General features: G+C 71.8%; 16 protein-coding genes and 2 pseudogenes. 13 read left to right on the forward strand and 5 right to left on the reverse strand.

The annotated features are described in order from the left end of the window. Positions 1-13: 13 nt before the first annotated feature. The 4 genes from FBY22_RS25100 (at position 14) to FBY22_RS25115 (ending at position 5835) form a co-directional block, all read left to right on the forward strand. Positions 14-982 carry a carbohydrate ABC transporter permease gene (locus FBY22_RS25100; RefSeq protein ID WP_142149553.1) on the forward strand — a complete coding sequence of 323 codons (969 nt, stop codon included), beginning with the start codon at positions 14-16 and terminating at the stop codon, positions 980-982. Beyond that, positions 979-1848, forward strand: coding sequence for a carbohydrate ABC transporter permease (locus tag FBY22_RS25105; protein ID WP_142149555.1), 870 nt, complete (start codon positions 979-981; stop codon positions 1846-1848). Before FBY22_RS25100 ends, FBY22_RS25105 begins: the two co-directional genes overlap by 4 nt. 27 nt (positions 1849-1875) lie before the next feature. After that, on the forward strand, positions 1876-4743 hold the full coding sequence (locus FBY22_RS25110) for a glycoside hydrolase family 2 TIM barrel-domain containing protein (protein ID WP_142149557.1): 2868 nt from the start codon (positions 1876-1878) through the stop codon (positions 4741-4743). Between the two features lie 90 nt (positions 4744-4833). After that, positions 4834-5835 (forward strand): phosphotransferase enzyme family protein, encoded by a 1002-nt coding sequence (locus FBY22_RS25115; protein WP_142152510.1) that lies wholly within the window; start codon positions 4834-4836, stop codon positions 5833-5835. Here FBY22_RS25115 and FBY22_RS25120 read toward each other — a convergent pair whose 3' ends face one another. Then, positions 5836-7389 carry an FAD-dependent monooxygenase gene (locus FBY22_RS25120; protein ID WP_260845117.1) on the reverse strand — a complete coding sequence of 518 codons (1554 nt, stop codon included), beginning with the start codon at positions 7387-7389 and terminating at the stop codon, positions 5836-5838. It lies immediately after the preceding gene. Between the two features lie 50 nt (positions 7390-7439). On the opposite strand from FBY22_RS25120, the gene FBY22_RS25125 reads away from it, so the two are divergent. The 9 genes and pseudogenes from FBY22_RS25125 to FBY22_RS25160 all read left to right on the forward strand — a co-directional run bounded on the left by FBY22_RS25125 (position 7440) and on the right by FBY22_RS25160 (position 14062). Beyond that, positions 7440-8162 carry a TetR/AcrR family transcriptional regulator gene (locus FBY22_RS25125; RefSeq protein WP_142149559.1) on the forward strand — a complete coding sequence of 241 codons (723 nt, stop codon included), beginning with the start codon at positions 7440-7442 and terminating at the stop codon, positions 8160-8162. 116 nt (positions 8163-8278) lie between these two features. Further along, a complete protein-coding gene (locus FBY22_RS25130; protein ID WP_260845118.1) occupies positions 8279-8770 on the forward strand; it encodes a hypothetical protein in 492 nt (163 codons plus the stop codon). A gap of 99 nt (positions 8771-8869) precedes the next feature. Then, a pseudogene (locus FBY22_RS45360) lies at positions 8870-8962 on the forward strand (hypothetical protein); the annotation flags it as partial. A gap of 226 nt (positions 8963-9188) precedes the next feature. Next, positions 9189-9473, forward strand: a complete 285-nt coding sequence (locus tag FBY22_RS45365) for a sensor histidine kinase (protein WP_399212543.1) — start codon at positions 9189-9191, stop codon at positions 9471-9473. Positions 9474-9505: 32 nt separating this feature from the next. Then, positions 9506-10222, forward strand: coding sequence for a response regulator transcription factor (locus FBY22_RS25140; protein ID WP_142152512.1), 717 nt, complete (start codon positions 9506-9508; stop codon positions 10220-10222). A 313-nt stretch (positions 10223-10535) separates the two neighbouring features. After that, positions 10536-11600 (forward strand): annotated as a pseudogene (locus tag FBY22_RS25145) (arabinofuranosidase catalytic domain-containing protein); the annotation flags it as partial. Between the two features lie 199 nt (positions 11601-11799). Beyond that, positions 11800-12456, forward strand: coding sequence for a lytic transglycosylase domain-containing protein (locus FBY22_RS25150; RefSeq protein ID WP_142149561.1), 657 nt, complete (start codon positions 11800-11802; stop codon positions 12454-12456). Between the two features lie 88 nt (positions 12457-12544). Further along, on the forward strand, positions 12545-13306 hold the full coding sequence (gene arsM / locus FBY22_RS25155; protein ID WP_142149563.1) for an arsenite methyltransferase: 762 nt from the start codon (positions 12545-12547) through the stop codon (positions 13304-13306). A gap of 90 nt (positions 13307-13396) precedes the next feature. Beyond that, positions 13397-14062 carry a carbonic anhydrase gene (locus tag FBY22_RS25160; protein WP_142149565.1) on the forward strand — a complete coding sequence of 222 codons (666 nt, stop codon included), beginning with the start codon at positions 13397-13399 and terminating at the stop codon, positions 14060-14062. Here the strand turns inward: FBY22_RS25160 and FBY22_RS44010 are convergent. The 4 genes from FBY22_RS44010 to FBY22_RS25180 form a co-directional block, all read right to left on the reverse strand. Next, positions 14042-14203 (reverse strand): hypothetical protein, encoded by a 162-nt coding sequence (locus FBY22_RS44010; RefSeq protein WP_160159934.1) that lies wholly within the window; start codon positions 14201-14203, stop codon positions 14042-14044. The genes FBY22_RS25160 and FBY22_RS44010 overlap by 21 nt on opposite strands. Continuing rightward, positions 14197-15318, reverse strand: coding sequence for a diaminopropionate ammonia-lyase (locus FBY22_RS25165; protein ID WP_142149568.1), 1122 nt, complete (start codon positions 15316-15318; stop codon positions 14197-14199). The genes FBY22_RS44010 and FBY22_RS25165 overlap by 7 nt, the downstream gene beginning before the upstream one ends. Positions 15319-16004: 686 nt before the next feature. Beyond that, entirely contained in the window at positions 16005-17069 is a 1065-nt protein-coding gene (locus FBY22_RS25175) for a sodium:calcium antiporter (RefSeq protein ID WP_142149570.1), read from the reverse strand. A 49-nt stretch (positions 17070-17118) separates the two neighbouring features. Beyond that, entirely contained in the window at positions 17119-17400 is a 282-nt protein-coding gene (locus tag FBY22_RS25180; protein ID WP_142149572.1) for a hypothetical protein, read from the reverse strand. Between the last annotated feature and the right edge of the window lie 104 nt (positions 17401-17504).

The following is a 17504-nucleotide window of genomic DNA, read 5'->3' on the forward strand; positions in this document are numbered from 1 at the left end:
GGCAGACCACGACATGTCGACCACCACCACACGCGGGGTCGCCCAGCCCGCCCCGGCCAAGGCCTCCCAGGCCCGGCCGCGGCGGGGCCTGCGGGGCAACCCGACGCTCAACTTCTGGCTCTTCACCGGCCCCTTCCTCATCGGCCTGGTGATCTTCGTCTTCGTACCGATCGTCTGGAGCGTCTGGCTCAGCTTCTTCGACGCGCGGTACACCGTCACGCCGAGCAACTTCATCGGCCTCGACAACTACAAGCAGATCCTGACCAACAGCAACTTCCCCGACTCGTTGCTGACGTTCAGCGTGTTCGCCGCCTTCATAGTGCCGACGACCTGGGCACTGTCCCTGGGACTGGCGCTGCTGGTGAACCAACTGCGGTTCATGCGGGCCTTCTTCCGGTCCGTGTTCTTCCTGCCGACCGCCGTGTCCTATGTCGCCGCGGCGCTGATCTGGAAGATGTCCATCTTCAGCGGCGTCCGCTTCGGTCTGATGAACACCGTCCTCGGCTGGTTCGGGGTCGACAACATCGCCTATCTGGCGGACCCGACCCCGCCCTGGTACTGGCTGGTCATCGTGACCCTGCGCCTGTGGATCCAGTCCGGGTTCTACATGATCCTTTTCCTGGCGGCGCTGCAGAACATCCCGGCCGAGCTGTACGAGGCCGCCGCCATCGACGGCGCCAAGAAGGGCTGGCAGACCTTCCGGTACATCACCCTGCCCCAGCTGCGAGCCACCTCGACCGCGGTGATCCTGCTGCTGCTCATCGCCGCGTACCAGGCGTTCGACGAGTTCTTCAACATCATCGGCACCAAGGCGACGTGGGCGCAGACACCGCTCATGGAGCTGTACAAGGCAGCCCTCGGCACCAATCAGGACTACGGGGCCGGCAGCGCGGGCGCGGTCATCCTGTCGTTGCTCATCTGCCTCGTCACCCTGATCCAGGGCAAGTTCATGGGCTTCGGAAGGGGGGATGAGTCCAAGTGACCACCACCGCACATCATCAGGTCGGCGATCAGCGCAAGAGGGCCCGCGGCGTCCTCGGCAGCACGGGACTGTACGTCTCCGTGGGCGTGGCCGCCCTGCTCTTCCTGGTCCCGTTCTACCTGATCGTCCGCAACGCCCTCTCCACGGACCCGGAGATCACGGGCGAGAACTGGAAGCTGCTGCCCTCCTTCCAGTGGGCCAACATCTCCGAACTGTTCGACGATCCCACGGTCGAGTTCGGCCGCTCCATGGTGAACTCGCTGGTCGTCGCCGTGTCGACCACGCTCGGCACCCTCCTGGTCTGCTCCATGGCCGGCTACGGCCTGGCCCGCATCCCGTACAAGCACGCCAACAAGGTCTTCTACGCGGTCCTCGCGACCCTGATGGTCCCCACGGCCGTCACCTTCGTGCCCAGCTTCGTGCTGGTCTCGTCCCTCGGCTGGGTGGACACCTACCGCGGGCTGATCATCCCGGGCCTGTTCAGTGGTTTCACCTGCTTCCTTTTCCGGCAGTACTTCCTGGGATTCCCCAAGGAGCTGGAGGAGGCGGCACGCGTGGACGGGCTCGGTTACTGGGGCGCGTACTGGCGGATCGTCGTACCCAACTCGCTGAACTTCTTCGCGGCGATCGCCACGATCACGTTCATCAGCGCCTGGAACTCCTTCCTGTGGCCGCTGGTCATCGGACAGGACCCGAGTTCCTGGACCGTCCAGATCGCGCTGTCCTCCTTCATGACCAACCAGACGGTCAACTTCCATCTGATCTTCATGGCCACCGCCATCTCGATCCTGCCCCTGGTCTTCGTGTTCCTGTTCCTCCAGCGCTGGCTGGTCCAGGGAATCGCGCAGACTGGTATCAAGGGCTGACGCCCTCCACTCACGACCTGGAGACCGATGTCTTTCCGTACCTCCCCATCGGCCGTCGACTACGTCGAGGACGTCTCACCCGGCAGCGGGGCCCTTCCGCCCCGTGCCTGGTACGCGTCCTCCGACGCGACGTCACTCTCGCTCAACGGCAGCTGGCGGCTGCGTGTCTCGCCGACCGCCGACGCCGAGGACGACTCGTTCGCCGAGCCCGGCTTCGACGCCGGGGGCTGGGACGAGGTCACGGTCCCGGGCCACTGGGTGCTCCAGGGCGACGGCGCCTTCGGCCTGCCGATCTACACCAACCACCTCTACCCCTTCCCGGTCGACCCGCCGCACGTCCCGACGGAGAACCCGACCGGCGACCACCTGCGTGTCTTCGACCTGCCCGCGGACTGGCCGTCCGAGGGCGGGGCGGTGATCCGCTTCGACGGCGTGGAGTCCTGCGCCCGCGTCTGGCTGAACGGCACGGACATCGGCGAGTTCAAGGGCTCCCGGCTGCCGCACGAGTTCGCGGTCGGGCACCTGCTGAAGCCGACCGGCAACGTGCTCGCCGTCCGCGTCCACCAGTGGTCGGCCGGCTCCTACCTGGAGGACCAGGACCAGTGGTGGCTGCCCGGCATCTTCCGTGACGTGACGCTGCTGCACCGCCCGGCGGGCAGCGCGCTCGACTTCTTCGTGCACGCCTCCTACGACCACACCACGGGCGAGGGCACCCTGCGCGTCGACTCAGACGTCGACGGGCGGGTGTCCGTGCCCGCCCTGGACATCGATGTCGAAACGGGCACGACGGTCACGGTGCCGGTCCAGCCCTGGTCGGCCGAGGTGCCGAAGCTGTACGACGGCGAACTGATCACCGAGGGCGAGCGGGTCCCGCTGCGCATCGGGTTCCGTACCGTGGAGCTGGCCGACGGGCTGATCAAGGTCAACGGGCGGGCGGTGCTCTTCAAGGGCGTCAACCGCCACGAGTGGCACCCGGAGAAGGGCCGCGCCCTGGACCTGGAGACGATGCGCGAGGACGTGCTGCTCATGAAGCGGCACAACCTCAACGCCGTGCGCACCTCGCACTACCCGCCGCACCCCGCCTTCCTCGACCTGTGCGACGAGTACGGCCTGTGGGTCATCGACGAGTGCGACCTGGAGACCCACGGCTTCACCGAGCAGGCCTGGCGCGACAACCCCGTCGACGACGACCGCTGGACCCCGGCCCTCCTCGACCGCGCCGCGCGCATGGTGGAGCGGGACAAGAACCACCCGTCGGTGGTCATCTGGTCGCTGGGCAACGAGGCCGGCACCGGGCGTGGCCTGACCGCGATGGCCGAGTGGATCCACGATCGGGACTCCTCCCGCCTCGTGCACTACGAGGGCGACTGGAACTGCCGTGACACGGACGTCTATTCGCGGATGTACGCCTCTCACGCCGAGGTCGAGGCCATCGGCAGGGACCTGGACGGCGGTACGCACAAACGTCGTGAACTGCCCTTCATCCTGTGCGAGTACGGGCACGCCATGGGCAACGGCCCCGGCGGCATCGCCGACTACCAGCGGCTGTTCGAGGCCCACGACCGCCTCCAGGGCGGCTTCATCTGGGAGTGGATCGACCACGGCGTCACCCACGCCGAGCTGGGCTACGCCTACGGCGGCGACTTCGGCGAGGAGCTGCACGACGGCAACTTCGTCTGCGACGGCCTGATCTTCCCGGACCGGCGGCCCTCCCCCGGCCTGCTGGAGTTCAAGAAGGTCATCGAGCCCGTCTCCCTCGAGCCGTCCGACGGCACCGTGCGGGTGACCAACAAGCAGGACTTCGCCGACCTTTCGGCCTTCGCCTTCGAGTGGTCCTACCAAGTGGACGGTGAGACGGTCGAGTCGGGCTCCCTGGCCGTGCCCGCGCTCGCCCCGGGCGAGTCGGCGGAGGTGAAGCTGCCCGACCGGCCGCACGGGCACACGGGCACCGAGACACTGTGGACGGTACGGGCGTCGCTGGCGGCGGACACCGCCTGGGGGCCGAAGGGCCACGAGGTGGCCTGGGGCCAAGTGCCCGTAGCCGCACGACCGTTGCCGGTGGTGTCCGCGAGCGCCGGGCCGGTGGCCGACGGCGGCGTGATCACGCTCGGCCCGGCCACGTTCGACGCCCGCAGCGGGGCGCCGATGACCATCGGCGGCGTCGAGGTCAGCGGTCTGCGGCTGGACGTGTGGCGGGCGACCACCGACAACGACGAGGGCGCGGAGTGGCAGTCCGACACCCGCTACGCGCAGCTGTGGCGCAAGTACGGCCTGCACCGCATGCGGCATCGGCCGGACTCCGTCGAACTCGACGGCGACGCGCTGACCGTACGCACCCGGGTGGCGCCCGCAGCCTGGGAGTTCGGCCTCGCCGCGGTGTACCGGTGGACCTCGGACGGCGACCGTCTGAAGCTGACGGTGTCCGTGGGACCGGAGGGCGAGTGGCCGGTGCCGCTGCCCCGGCTCGGTGTGCGGTTCGGGCTGGCGCAGGCCGATGCGGTGAAGTGGTACGGAGGCGGCCCCGGCGAGGGCTACCCGGACACCAAGTCCGCCTCCCGGCTGGCACGTTGGGAGTCGACGGTGGACGGGTTGCAGACGCCCTACCTGCGTCCGCAGGAGAACGGCGCGCGTGCCGACGTCCGGTGGGCGGAGCTCGGCGGGCTGCGCGTCGAGGGCGACCCGGAGTTCTTCTTCACCGCCCGGCGCTGGACGACCGAGCAGCTGGACGCGGCCACCCACCTCACCGACCTGACGCCCGGTGAGACGGTGTGGGTCAACCTGGACCACGGCCTGCACGGCATCGGCACCGGGTCCTGCGGGCCCGGTGTGCTGCCCCCGTACTGGCTGCGGGCCGAGCCGGCCGAGTTCTCCTTCGTGTTCTCGGCCGCCGAGTGACACATCCCGAGTGACCCTCGGACCGTGGCCGTCCCGTCCTCGTCGACGGGGCGGCCACGCCATGCCGCCGTGAAGAGCGAGGAGACCCCTGTGCACCACGCCGTCGACCACGTCGTCGAGGCCTACGGACTCGGCACCGGACCATGGACGATCACACCGGTCACTCGCGGCGCACTGGGGCAGATCTGGAGACTCGCCAGGGGCGGCCGCCGATGGGCCGTCAAGGAGATGCTGTTCGGCTGCGACGAGGAACAGGTGCGTCGCGAGGCCGCTCTGAGGGACGCCGGGGAACACCTCGGCATCGCCTCGCCCAGGCTGCTCGCCAACCGGGACGGCAGTCACGTCTCGACGCTTCCGGCGCGGGTGGGCGGCTCTTGTGTGAAGGTCTACGACTGGGTGGACGGAAGCGGCGCCGACCCCAGCCGCCCGGAGATCCTCGCCTGGGTCGGACGCACCCTCGCACTGCTGCACATCGCCGGAGCGGGGGCGAGCGAGACACCGGTCTCCTGGTACGAGCGGTGCCCCGACGCGTCCGACTGGGAGGCTCTGCACCGCAAGATCCGCGCATCCGGGCTGCCGTGGTCGGACCGGCTGGAGGAACTCGCCGTGGGCCGGGCGGCGGAGCTGGCGCGGTTCGTGACACCGGCCGACCGCACCGGCCTGGTGACGTCGCATCTCGACGTCCAGCCGCAGAACGTGCTGGTCGGCCCGGCCGGCCCGGTCCTGATCGACTGGGACAACGCGGGGCCCGTGGCACCGGAGCGCGAGCTGGCCTCGGCCGTGTACGCGTGGTCCGGCGGGAACGCCGTGCACGCCGACTCCGCGCGCCGGCTGGTGCGTGCCTACGTGGACGCCGGCGGCCCGGGGACGATCAGGAGCCTGGACGCGTTCTCGATGCTGTTCGCGACCAGCCTCAACTACTTCCAGGTGCAGGCCGAGGCGGCGGTGGACCCCGAAATCACCGCCGAGCAGCGGGCGTTCGCGGACCGACAGGTCCATGACTCCCTGGACGCCGTCCCGGACCCGAGCGCACTCTCCCACCTGGTCGAGGAGCTCGAGGACGAGTGGGGACCCGGGCGGCGGGGCGCGTAGCTACGGGCGCGCGGTGACGGGATCCCCCGCCCATCGGTGCAGGGCGGCCTCCAGACCTGTGACGGCCACCGTGCCCTCGCCGTCGGCTTCGGTGGCCCAGGCGACCACGCCGTCGGGGCGTACCAGCAGCCCGGCCGGCGTGCCGTGGGCGTCGGTCACGCTGTTCACCCGGTCGCCCCAGGCGGCGGCGCGGCGGGCGAACCCGGCGTCCGCCGTGCGGTCGAGCAGCAGGAACCCGCCGTCGTGCCCGTGGTCGGCCAGCCGGGAGCCGTCCGCCAGCCACAGATCGGGGGCGTACCGGCCGGTGAGCGGGTGGTCGCCGGGCAGGTCGAGGCGCTGCGTGACACCGGAGATCTTCTTGACCGCGTAGGTCGCTCCGGCGCCGGTGCTCAGCAGATCGGCCACCACCTCCCGCAGCGCGGCGGACTTGGCGTCCCCGCGCAGCACTCCGATCTGGGCCCGTGTCCAGTCCAGCACCCAGGCGCCGAGGGGCCGGCGCTCGTCGTCATAGGTGTCGAGCAGTTCCTCGGGCGCCCGTCCGGCGGCCACGGCACCGAGCTTCCAGCCGAGGTTCATCGCGTCGCCGGCCCCGAGGTTGAGTCCCTGGCCGCCGAACGGCGAGTGCACGTGCGCGGCGTCGCCCGCCAGGAACACCCGGCCCGACCGGTAGGCCGCGGCCTGGCGGGCGTTGTCGCTCCAGCGGGTCGCGGTGCCGCGCAGTGCGGTCAGCGTGACATCGGTCCCCGAGACCCGGCGCAGACTGGCCTGCACCTCGTCGAGGGTGACCGGCGCCCTGCGGTCGGCGGCGGCTCTACCGAACTCGACCGTGACCACCCGCCCGGGCTGCGGCCCGTGGCGGTACGCGCCCTGGGGCGACCACGCCCAGCCGTTCGCGAGCTTCTCCGGGTCGGCGATGTCGGCGACCGCGAGGTGTCCGGTGAGTTCGGGGTCGGTGCCGGGGAAGTCGATGCCCGCGAGGCGGCGCACGGTGCTGCGTCCGCCGTCGCATCCCACCAGCCATCCGGTGCGCAACGGGCCGGCGGTGGTGCCGACGAGCACCTCGTCACCGGTGTCCCGGAGCGCGGTGACCTCGACCCCGCGGTGCACGGGTACGCCGAGGCGCGCCACGTGGTCGGCCAGCAGCGCCTCCAGTTCGGGCTGCGGCACCATGCGCGCTCCGTCGACCGCGGTGTGCGCGGCGAGGTCGGGATCGGACCAGTCCACGAGGCCGGGGTCCAGGACGATCCCCGCGAAATGCCCGGTGAACCGGTGATCGCGCGCCGCCCGGCCTGCGGTCGTCCCGGCGAACGAACCGACCCTCTCGAAGATGTCGCGCTGCACTTTCTCGGCCTCGGGCAGCAGTCCCCGACGGTCGAGCGCCTCGGCCGTCGGCACGTTGATCGCTCCGGCCTTCATCGCCCTGTCGGGCGCGGCGAGCCGTTCGAGCACCTGCACCGAGGCCCCGGCGAGCGCCAGTTCTCCGGCGAGCAGGAGGCCCACCGGTCCGGCGCCGACCACGGTCACGTCCACGTCGTACTTCTCATTCGCTGTCACGAACGGTGTTCTATCTACGAACACTGTTCGCGTCAAGTTATAGTGTTCGGGTGAACCCCAGAGAGCGACGCGCGGCACGTCACCTGCCGCCGAAGACCGAGGCCGTAGCGGGCCCCAGGCCCCGGCGCCGCAGGGACCCGATCACCGTCGAGCAGGTCGTCGACACCGCGCTGGGCATGATCGCCGCCGAGGGCTACGACGCCCTGACCATGCGGCGACTGGCCGGTGCCCTCGACACCGGTCCCGCGTCGCTCTACGCCCACGTCGTCAACAAGGCCGATCTCGACGAGCTGCTCATCGGCCGGCTGTGCGCCGAACTGGTCCTGCCCGCGCCCGATCCGGAGGCCTGGCGGGAGCAGGCCCACGGCGTGTGCGCCCAGATCCGCGACCAGTACCTGAAGTACCCGGGCATCTCCCGAGCCGCGCTCGCCATGGCCCCCACGGACCTCGAGACCATGCGTGTCAGCGAGGGGCTGCTGGCGATCCTGCTCGCCGGCGGCGTCGCTCCGCAGGCCGCCGCGTGGGCCATCGACGCGCTCCTGCTGTACGTGGCCGCCTACTGCCTGGAGACCTCGATCGCCAGCCTGCGCGCGGCCGACGACGACGCCGTCTGGGTCGTCGACCGCGCCGAGCTGCTGCGGCGGTTCGCGGCCCTGCCCGCCGAGACCTTCCCCCACACCACCCGCCACGCCGCCGAACTCACCGCGGGCGAGGGCCACGACCGGTTCGACTTCACCCTCCGCCTGATGATCGACGGCCTGGCACGCCACTGAGGCGCTTCCCGTCTACTGCGATCGCAGCAGGCGCGAGTGTCTGCGGACGGCCGACGGCGTAAGGCCGCGGGGCCGCGAGCGTGAGGGTGGGCCGTGACCGCCGGCCCGTTCCTGGTGTGTCCCCGGAAAGGCCCGTCGATGTCCCCTCTCTCGCCCGCTGGTGCCACCGGTACCGGCTCGCCGTCGTCCTGGTCTGGGTGGGCGTGCTGCTCGCCCTCGGGGCCGGGGTCGGTGCGGCCGGCAGTGCCTTCGGCAACAGCCCGACCTCGCAGAACACCGACTCGGCCAAGGCGACGGCCCTGTTGCGACGGGCCTCCGACAGCGCGGCGGGCAAGAGCGGCCGGGTCGTCCGGCAGGTCGACGGCGGCAGGGTCACCGATCCGGCGGCCGAGCGGGCCATGGCGAGCGCGCTGGACCGTATCGCCGACGCTCCGGGCGTCGCCTCCGTCGCCGGCCCCTTCACGGCCGCCGGCCGGGCACAGGTCAGCGAGGACGGCCGTACCGCCTATGCCACGGTCGCGTTTGCCGCGAGGTGGCCGACGCGCAGATCGAACACGTCCAGGACCTCGCGACCGCCCCGGAGTCGAAAGGGCTGCACGTCGCACTGAACGGGCAGGCGTTCACCGTCAACCCGGCGCCGAATCCGGTCGCCGACGCCATGGGCATCGCGCATCGCACGCGACCTGCACGACGCGGTCGCACACCACATCACCCTCGTCAACGCCCAGGCAGGGGTGGCCCACCATCTGCTGCGCACCGACCCCGACCGGGCGTACGAGGCCCTGGCCCACATCAAGGACGACAGTCGCACCGCGCTGGACGAACTGCGCGCCACCGTCGGCCTGTTGCGCCAGCCCGACGACGCACCGGGCGCACGCGCCCCCATCCCGCGCCTCGCCGACCTCGACACGCTCGTCGGCGGCATCCGGGCGGGCGGGCTGCCGGTGTCGGTGGCCCGCACCGGCAGCGCCTGCCCCCCTGGCGCCCGCCACCGGGCTGACCGCCTACCGCATCATCCAGGAGGCCCTGACCAACGCCCACAAGCACGCGTCCGCGACCCGGGCCGAGGTGGTCCTGGACTACGGTCCGCTCGCGCTGCGGGTCACCGTCACCGACGACGGACGCCCCGGCGCGTCCGAGGCCACGGGCGGCGGCCACGGCCCGGTCGGCATGCGGGAGCGGGCCACCGCCATCGGCGGCAGCGTCACCGCAGGCCCGCGGCCCGGCAGCGTCACCGCGGGCCCGCGGCCCGGGGGCGGCTTCCGGTTCGTCGCCGAACTGCCGCTGTCCCTCGCCCCCTCCACGCTCTGACAGCCCCCTCGCCTCTTGAGGAAGCACCCCCGATGACGATTCGTGTCCTGCTCGCCGACGACCAGGCCCTGCTGCGCGGCACCTTCCGGCTGCTCATCGACGCCCAGCCGGACATGGAGGTCGTCGCGGAGGCCGCCCACGGCGGGGAGGCGGTCCGGCTGGCCCGTTCGGAACGGGCCGACATCGTGGTGATGGACATCCGGATGCCCGAGGTCGACGGCATCGAGGCGACCCGCCTCATCGGCCGGGACGAGGACCTGGCCGGCGTCAAGGTCCTCGCCCTGACCACCTTCGAGGAGGACGAGTTCGTCATCGAGGCCCTCCGGGCGGGCGCGAGCGGATTCCTCGGCAAGGGTGTCGAACCGGCGCGGCTCCTCGACGCCATCCGCCTCCTCGACGCCATCCGCCTGGTCACCGCCGGAGAGGCGCTGCTGTCGCCCGCGGCCACCAGGGGGCTCGTCGCCCGCGTGCTCGACCAGCCCTCGACGGGCGACCTCGTCGACCCCGAGCGCCTGGCCACGCTCACTCCCCGGGAGCGCGAGGTGATGACGCTGGTGGCCCAGGACCTGTCCAACGACGAGATCGCCGAACGTCTCTTCGTCACCCCGGTCACCGCCAAGACCCATGCCAACCGGGCCATGACCAAACTCGGCGCCCGCGACCGGGCCCGACTCGTCGTCATCGCCTACGAGAGCGGTCTGGTGCGCGCCGGGCGGCGCGCGGACCCGGGGACGGCCTCCACCGGGTGACGCCGGCTCGCGCACCATCCGGCTCCGGCGAATCACGCGTCAGGCATTGACGTCCGGCACAGGATTCCTATCATCCTGAGAGTCCGAAGTTCCGAGCAACGTTCGATATTACGAACGCGCATGGACAGGCTCGGAATCGCACCTCCGCGCCATCCGTTCGGCTCCCGCACCGCAGCGCACATGCGACGGCACACCTCACCGCACTGCCCCGGCACAGCTCTGCCCCGGAGTTCGGCCTGCCTGCGACCGCGCCGTATCCGCACTCAGGACGGACTCCCCGGGCACGACCCCCCACCACCGAAGGAGTTCACCCATGTCCCTGCGCCTTGGGCCACGGCCCCTGCGGCACGCCCTGCTCGCCACCGCGGCGACCGCCGCGCTCGGCGTCGGCCTGCTGACCGCCGCCGCGCCGGCCGCACCGGCCGCCACGTCCGGCCCCTGCGACCTCTACGCGTCGGGCGGCACCCCCTGCGTGGCCGCGCACAGCACCACCCGCGCCCTGTACGCCTCCTACAACGGCCCGCTGTACCAGGTGCGCCGCGCCTCGGACAACGCCACCCGGGACATCGGTGTCGTCAGCGCGGGCGGCGTGGCCAACGGCGCCGCCCAGGACTCCTTCTGCTCCGGCACCACCTGCCTCATCACCGTCATCTACGACCAGTCCGGCCGCAACAACCGCCTCACCCAGGCACCCCCCGGCGGCTTCTCCGGCCCGGCCGCCGGCGGATACGACAACCTCGCCAACGCCACAGCCGCCCCGATCACGGTCGGCGGCCGCAAGGCGTACGGCGTCTTCGTGGCCCCCGGCACCGGGTACCGCAACAACGCCACCAACGGTGTCGCCAGGGGCGACCAGGCGGAGGGCATGTACGCCGTCCTGGACGGCACGCACTACAACGGCGGCTGCTGCTTCGACTACGGCAACGCCGAGACCAACAGCCGCGACAACGGCAACGGCACGATGGAGGCCATCTACTTCGGCAACATCAAGGTCTGGGGCTACGGCAGCGGCAACGGCCCCTGGATCATGGCCGACCTGGAGAACGGCCTCTTCTCCGGGGTCAACCAGCACTACAACGCGGGCGACCCCTCCATCAGCCACCGCTACACGACCGCCATCATCAAGGGCGGCCCCAACCACTGGGCCATCCGCGGCGGCAACGCCCAGTCCGGTGCCCTGTCCACCTTCTACAACGGGGTCCGCCCCAACGTCGCCGGATACAACCCGATGAAGAAGGAGGGGGCCATCATCCTCGGCATCGGCGGCGACAACAGCCACGGCGCCGCGGGCACGTTCTACGAGGGCGTCATGACCTCCGGCTACCCCTCGGACGCCACCGAGAACGCCGTTCAGGCCAACATCACCGCGGCCGGCTACGGCAGGTAGAGGTCCGGCACGGCCCCTTCCCCTCCCCGGCACGGAAGGGGCCGTGCCGTCGCCCCAGATGTGAGCATCCACACCTCCTTCACCATTGCGCCCCCTGTCACGGCAGGGCAGAGTGTTCCAACTGCGGGACACGTGAGGCGAGTTGCCCGCACTCACACGGCAAGGCGGCACGGACGACCCGGAGGAACCAGTGAGCCCGATCTCGGTCCGCGGATTCGCGGTGGCCTCGGCGTCCGCGGTCACCGCCGTCGGAAGCGTCGTCGGCGTCGCCTCGGGCAGTGCCGCGCAGACAGGCGGCGCCGAGGCCGGCGCGGCCGACGCGACCCTCCTCGCGGACATACCCGCGGGCCAGCAGGCCCAGGTGCAGACCGCCTCCCTGAACATGCAGGCCGACGCACAGGCCGTGCAGGCGGACGCCGGCGCCAGGAAAGAGGCCGAGGCGGCCGCCCGTAAGGCCGCCGCCAGGACGGCCGCGGCGAAGAAGGAAGCCGCGAAGCGCGCCGAGACCAAGAGCGCCGCCAGTCGTGGCGCCGGTGTGTCCCTCCAGCGGACGTACACCGTGGCCGAGCTCCAGGCGCTCGCCCGGCAGATCGTGCCCAGCGGGCAGTACCAGTGCTTCAGCAACATCGTGGAGCGCGAGTCCAGCTGGAACATGCACGCCCTGAACGCCTCCTCCGGCGCCTACGGCCTCGTCCAGGCCCTGCCCGCCTCCAAGTACGCCACGGTCGGCGCCGACTGGCAGACGAACCCCGCCACCCAGATCAAGTGGGGGCTCAACTACATGAACGCCGCCTACGGCAGCCCCTGCGACGCCTGGGCCTTCTGGCAGGTCCACCACGCGTACTGAGACACACCCCCCTGCTTCGACGGACTTCTATGTTGACGTCCGTCGATGCAAGGAGCAGGCTTGCATCAAGGAAGCCTGGGGGTGCGTCATGAACGAGCAGTCCACCGATCTGCGCGAAGCGGTACGTCGCCGGTACGCGGCGGCAGCCGTCAAGGTCACCGAGGGCGCGGCCGCCTGTTGCGGACCCGAGCCGGTCGAGGTCGGCGACGACTTCGGCTCCACGCTGTACCCCACGGACGAGCGCGACGCCCTGCCGGTGGAGGCCGTCGCCGCCTCCCTCGGCTGCGGCAATCCCACCGCCGTCGCCGAACTGCGCGCGGGCGAACGCGTGCTGGACCTCGGCTCCGGCGGCGGCATCGACGTCCTGCTGTCCGCCCGCCGTGTCGGTCCGACCGGCAAGGCGTACGGGCTGGACATGACCGACGAGATGCTCCAACTCGCCGTGGCCAACGCGGCGAAGGCGGGCGCGACGAACGTGGAGTTCCTCAAGGGCACCATCGAGGCGATCCCGCTGCCCGCGGACACCGTCGACGTGGTGATCTCGAACTGCGTCATCAACCTGTCCACGGACAAGGCCGCCGTGTTCGCGGAGACCTTCCGCGTGCTGCGGCCCGGCGGCCGGATCGGCGTCTCCGACATCGTCGCGGACGACACCCTCACCGTCGAGCAGCGCGGCGAGCGCGGCGACTACGTCGGCTGCATCGCCGGCGCCCTGTCGTTCGCCGAATACCGGGCGGGCCTAGAGGCCGCCGGGTTCACCGACATCGAGATCACCCCGACCCACCCGGTCGCCGACGGCATGCACTCCGCCATCGTCCGGGCGGTCAAGCCTGCCGAGAGCAGGTCGTAGAGACGGGCGCCGCGCGGCCGTGGCGCCCTGTGCTGCATCTGGCGACCCCGGTGCGCCGGCGGGGGCGATTCGGCCGTACCCTGCGACATCATGAGCGATGTCTTCCCTTCCGGCCCGCACGAGGCCTACGACCTGCTCCTGGCGGGCAACCGCCGCTTCGCCGCCGGCACGCCCCTGCACCCCAACCAGGACGCCGCCCGCCGCGCCGATCTGACCTCCACCCAACGCCCGTTCGCCGTGCTCCTCGGCTGCTCCGACTCCCGGCTGGCCGCCGAGATCATCTTCGACCAGGGGCTGGGAGACCTGTTCGTCGTCCGCACCGCCGGACACGCCGCGGGTCCGGAGGTGCTCGGCAGCATCGAGTACGGGGTGAGTGTGCTGGACTGCCCGCTGGTCGTGGTCCTCGGTCACGACGCCTGCGGAGCGGTCGCCGCGACCAGGGCAGCCGTGACGGAGGGCAGGGCCGCGCCCGGCTACCTGCGGGACGTGATAGAGCGGGTGACCCCGAGCGTGCTGGCCGCTCACGCCGCCGGTGCGAGCGAGGACGAGGAGTTCATCGCCACCCACGTGCGGCACACGGTCGACTTCGTCATGGACCGCTCCCGGGAACTCGCCGACCAGGTCGCCCGCGGACGCACCGCCGTGGTGGGTCTGACCTACCGGCTGGCCGACGGCAGCGCCCACCCGGTCACCGCCCGCGGCCTGGACCTCCCGGCCGACCACCCCGGCGCCGCCTCACGAGCCGAGGTCGGCTGACGCGCCCGCCGCGTACGAGGAGACCAACACTCCGAAGCCGATCAGTACGACGCCCGTGGCGCGGCCGAGCGCACGGCCGAGCGCACGGCCGATCCGCGGATGCCCCAGGACGCCGGCGGCGGCCACGAGAGGGGTCAGCACGCCGTCGGCCTTCCCGGGTTGGCGGCCGTGCCCTCGGTGCTCAGCAGTACGACGACCGAGGCCGGCCCGAGCCCCAGTGCCGTACGGCGTTCCGCGGCGCCGGTGCCGGTGAGCGCCGCCCGCAGACCGGCGAGCGCCGCGGCACCGCAGGGCCCCGAGGAGACACCCGAAGCGGCGAGGTCGGCGGCGGCGCGGGCGCAGTCGGCGTCGGTGATGGCGATCGCGGCGTCCAGCCCCGCCAGCAGGTGGGGCCAGGCGATGCCGGACGGTGTGCCGCAGTTGAGGCCGGCCATCACGGTCTCGCCCGTGGGCACGGTGACGGGCCGGCCCAGGGTGAGGCTGCGCAGGACGCAGGCCGCGGTCTCCGGCTCCACCGACAGCAGCGCCGGGGCCCGACCGGAAGGGCGGCTGCGGTAGTGGGTCACCACCGCTTGGGCCAAAGACCCCACGCCCACGGGCAGCGCGACGAGGTCGGGGCCTTCGGCGGCCCCCGCGGCGGTCAGCTGCTCGTCGGTCTCGGCGCAGAGGGTGGAGTACCCCTCGACGATCCAGCGCGGGATCCGCTCGTAGCCCGGCAGGCCGGTGTCCTGGATCAGGAGGGTGCCCGGCGCGGTGGCCGCCTTCGCCGCCATGCGCACGGCCTCGTCGTACGGGCCGGCGACCTCGGTGACCCGGGCCCCTTCGGCGGCGATGGCCGCCACGGCCTGCGGATGCAGGCCCCGGGGGACGAAGACGTGGGCGGCGTGCCCGTGAAGGTGTGCCATGCGGGCCACGGCACGGCCGTGGTTGCCGTCGGTGGCCGCCACCAGGGTGACCGGGCCGGGTTCCGTGCCCTCCGCGGCCCGCTCGGCGAGGGCACGGTGCACCGCCCAGGACGCGCCCAGCGCCTTGAACGCGGGCAGTCCCAGCCGGCACGACTCGTCCTTGACGAAGACGCGGCCGACTCCGAACTCCGCGGCCAGTGCGGGGAGTTCGGTCAGCGGGGTGGGGGCGTGGTCGGGCAGCGAGCGGTGGAAGCACCGTACGTCGGCGGGTGCGGGCTCGCACCGCCAGGTGCGGGCAGCGGGTCGCGCGTACCAGGAGGGCGCGTGGGGAGGCAGAGAGTCGTCGGACACCCGTCCAGGGTCCGACGCGCCCCTACGATCGGTCCATCGAATGTTTCCGATCCGTATTCGTCGAAAAACCGAGCATTCGCGATCACTGGCCCGCGAGAGCGGGAAGGCGTACGGCCCATCGCCGAGGTCGGTGTCCCCGTGCTCGAACCGGTGGGGCGGCGGGTGCGGCTGACCGTGCAGGCGGAGATCCTCGTCGCCGTCTGCTGCGCGACCGGCATCCGGGACTGCGCGTCCACGTCACGCACATGGAGCCGGAAACGGCCCTGCCCGCCCTGCAGGCACGCGACTTCGACCCCGTCCTCGCCGAGGAGTACCCGGGCGGCCCCAACCCGCGGCCCGCCGAACTCGAACAGGCCCGGCACCGGACCATGTCGCCGTGCCGCGACGCCGGCTTCGAATCCGACGTACGGTTCGAGACCGCCGATCTCCTGCTCCACCAGCGCCTCGTCGAGCAGCGGCGGGCGTTCCTCCCCGGCCTCGTGTGGAGCGGACAGCCCCCGACCGTTGCCCTGCGGCCGCTCCCACGCGGCCGGAGCACGCGCCGCGTCGCCACCGTGGTACGTCGCGGCGGCGGCCGTCACCCGGCCGTACAGGCGTGCCGGAGCGCGCTCCAGGAGCCCTCGCCCTGCACGCCGTCAAGGATGCCTCGCACGAGGCCGGTTGAGTCCTCCCCGTTCCAGGCCTGTTCAGGTGGCGATGGTGGCCAGGCCGGCGATTCCCACCAGGTAGATGACGACGGCCGTGACGCTGTCGATGCCCATCCGCGCGTACTGCCGGCGGGGGCGGAAGACGAGTCCCGCCATGTAGGTGACGGTGAGGATGATGCCGAGGGCGGTGAGATAGATGTCGGTGTCGTGCGCGGCGGGCAGGACGGGCTTGCCGGAGATGACCGTGGCCTGGAGGAACAGCACGGGGAGGAAGGCGTTGCCGCCGAAGATGTCGCTGATGGCGAGCTGGTGGTCGCCGAGTTTGGTGGAGGTCAGGCCGGTGCTGACCTCGGGCAGGGAGGTGGCCGCGGCCAGGACGGTCGCGCCGAACAGCACACCGCTCAGCCCCTGACGGGCGAAGAACTCCTCGCCGCTGCGTTCGACGACCACTCCGGCGACCAGCGTCGCGAGGGCCGCCGCACCGAAGATCAGCCCGGCGCGGCCGGTGTGCATACCCTTGTCGGTGGCGTCCTTCTCCTTCTTCCCCCGGGAGTGGCCGCGCGGTTCGGGCTGGCTGTCCGGGGCGTCGCCGCCCTCCCGCCACGGCAGCCCGCGACCGGCCCGGTTCAGCAGTACGAGCCCGATCACCCACAGGGCGGCGATCGCCACGGATGCCGGAGCCAGCCGGCCGGCGTGCAGGCTGGGCGAGAGCTGGGTGCCCATGACGACCACGGCCAGGACCACCACCACGAGGGCGCCCTCCAGGACGAGCTGGAGGCTGGCGGCGACGCGGGTCAGCGGGGCGCGCGGACGGGTCCCCGCGGCGTCGAGGACGGCCAGGACGACGGTCTGGATGGCGATGCCGCCGAGGATGTTGCCGACGGCGACGTCCAACTGGCCCGCCAGGGCCGCCGAGACGGTGATGGCGATCTCGGGCAGGTTGGTCGCGACGGCGAGGAGGATCAGCCCGCCCAGCGCACTGCCCAGGTGAAGACGCTCGGCGAGGACGTCGGTGGTGTCGGACAGTTTGATGCCCGCGTACCAGATGACGGCCGCGCTCAGGACGAACAACAACAGCAGAACCGGAGAGCTCAGAGATCCCATGCGCGGGCGGGTACCCACCGATCGTCTACACGTGTACGACGCTCGTGCCTCAGCTCTCCTCCGCCGCCGAGTGCTCCTGCGCCGCGACCGAGACGGCGTGTCGCCGGACATGTCCGAAGAACCGTTCGGAGTTCGGCGGCAGGGTGCGGGAGGTCGGCTTGGCGATGCCGATGTCCCTGGCCGCCTCCACATCCGTGACCTGCAGGTACGACGGTCCGCGTGCCGGAGCGGCCGAGTGCGGGCGGGGGACGAGCGCGACGCCCGGTCCCGCGCCGACCAGAAGGCGGCCACCGCCCGTTTCTGAGGCCGTGGACCGCCACAGGCTGCTCACCTGTGTCCAGGAGGGGCTGCGCGACTTCCAGGTCCCCTACGCCGGTCGGCCGACGAGGTCGCCGACTGGCGGGGGGCCCGAAGGTCGGGGCCATTTCCAACCGC

It is taken from the genome of Streptomyces sp. SLBN-31 (assembly GCF_006715395.1).
Classification (GTDB): domain Bacteria; phylum Actinomycetota; class Actinomycetes; order Streptomycetales; family Streptomycetaceae; genus Streptomyces.

Excerpts from the sequence above, each read along its gene's own strand:
- arsM (WP_142149563.1), top strand. The coding sequence starts at position 12,545 with ATGAACGAGCAGTCCACCGATCTGCGCGAAGCGGTACGTCGCCGGTAC.
- FBY22_RS25175 (WP_142149570.1), bottom strand. The coding sequence starts at position 17,069 with ATGGGATCTCTGAGCTCTCCGGTTCTGCTGTTGTTGTTCGTCCTGAGC.
- FBY22_RS25110 (WP_142149557.1), top strand. The coding sequence starts at position 1,876 with ATGTCTTTCCGTACCTCCCCATCGGCCGTCGACTACGTCGAGGACGTC.
- FBY22_RS25100 (WP_142149553.1), top strand. The coding sequence starts at position 14 with ATGTCGACCACCACCACACGCGGGGTCGCCCAGCCCGCCCCGGCCAAG.
- FBY22_RS25140 (WP_142152512.1), top strand. The coding sequence starts at position 9,506 with ATGACGATTCGTGTCCTGCTCGCCGACGACCAGGCCCTGCTGCGCGGC.
- FBY22_RS25160 (WP_142149565.1), top strand. The coding sequence starts at position 13,397 with ATGAGCGATGTCTTCCCTTCCGGCCCGCACGAGGCCTACGACCTGCTC.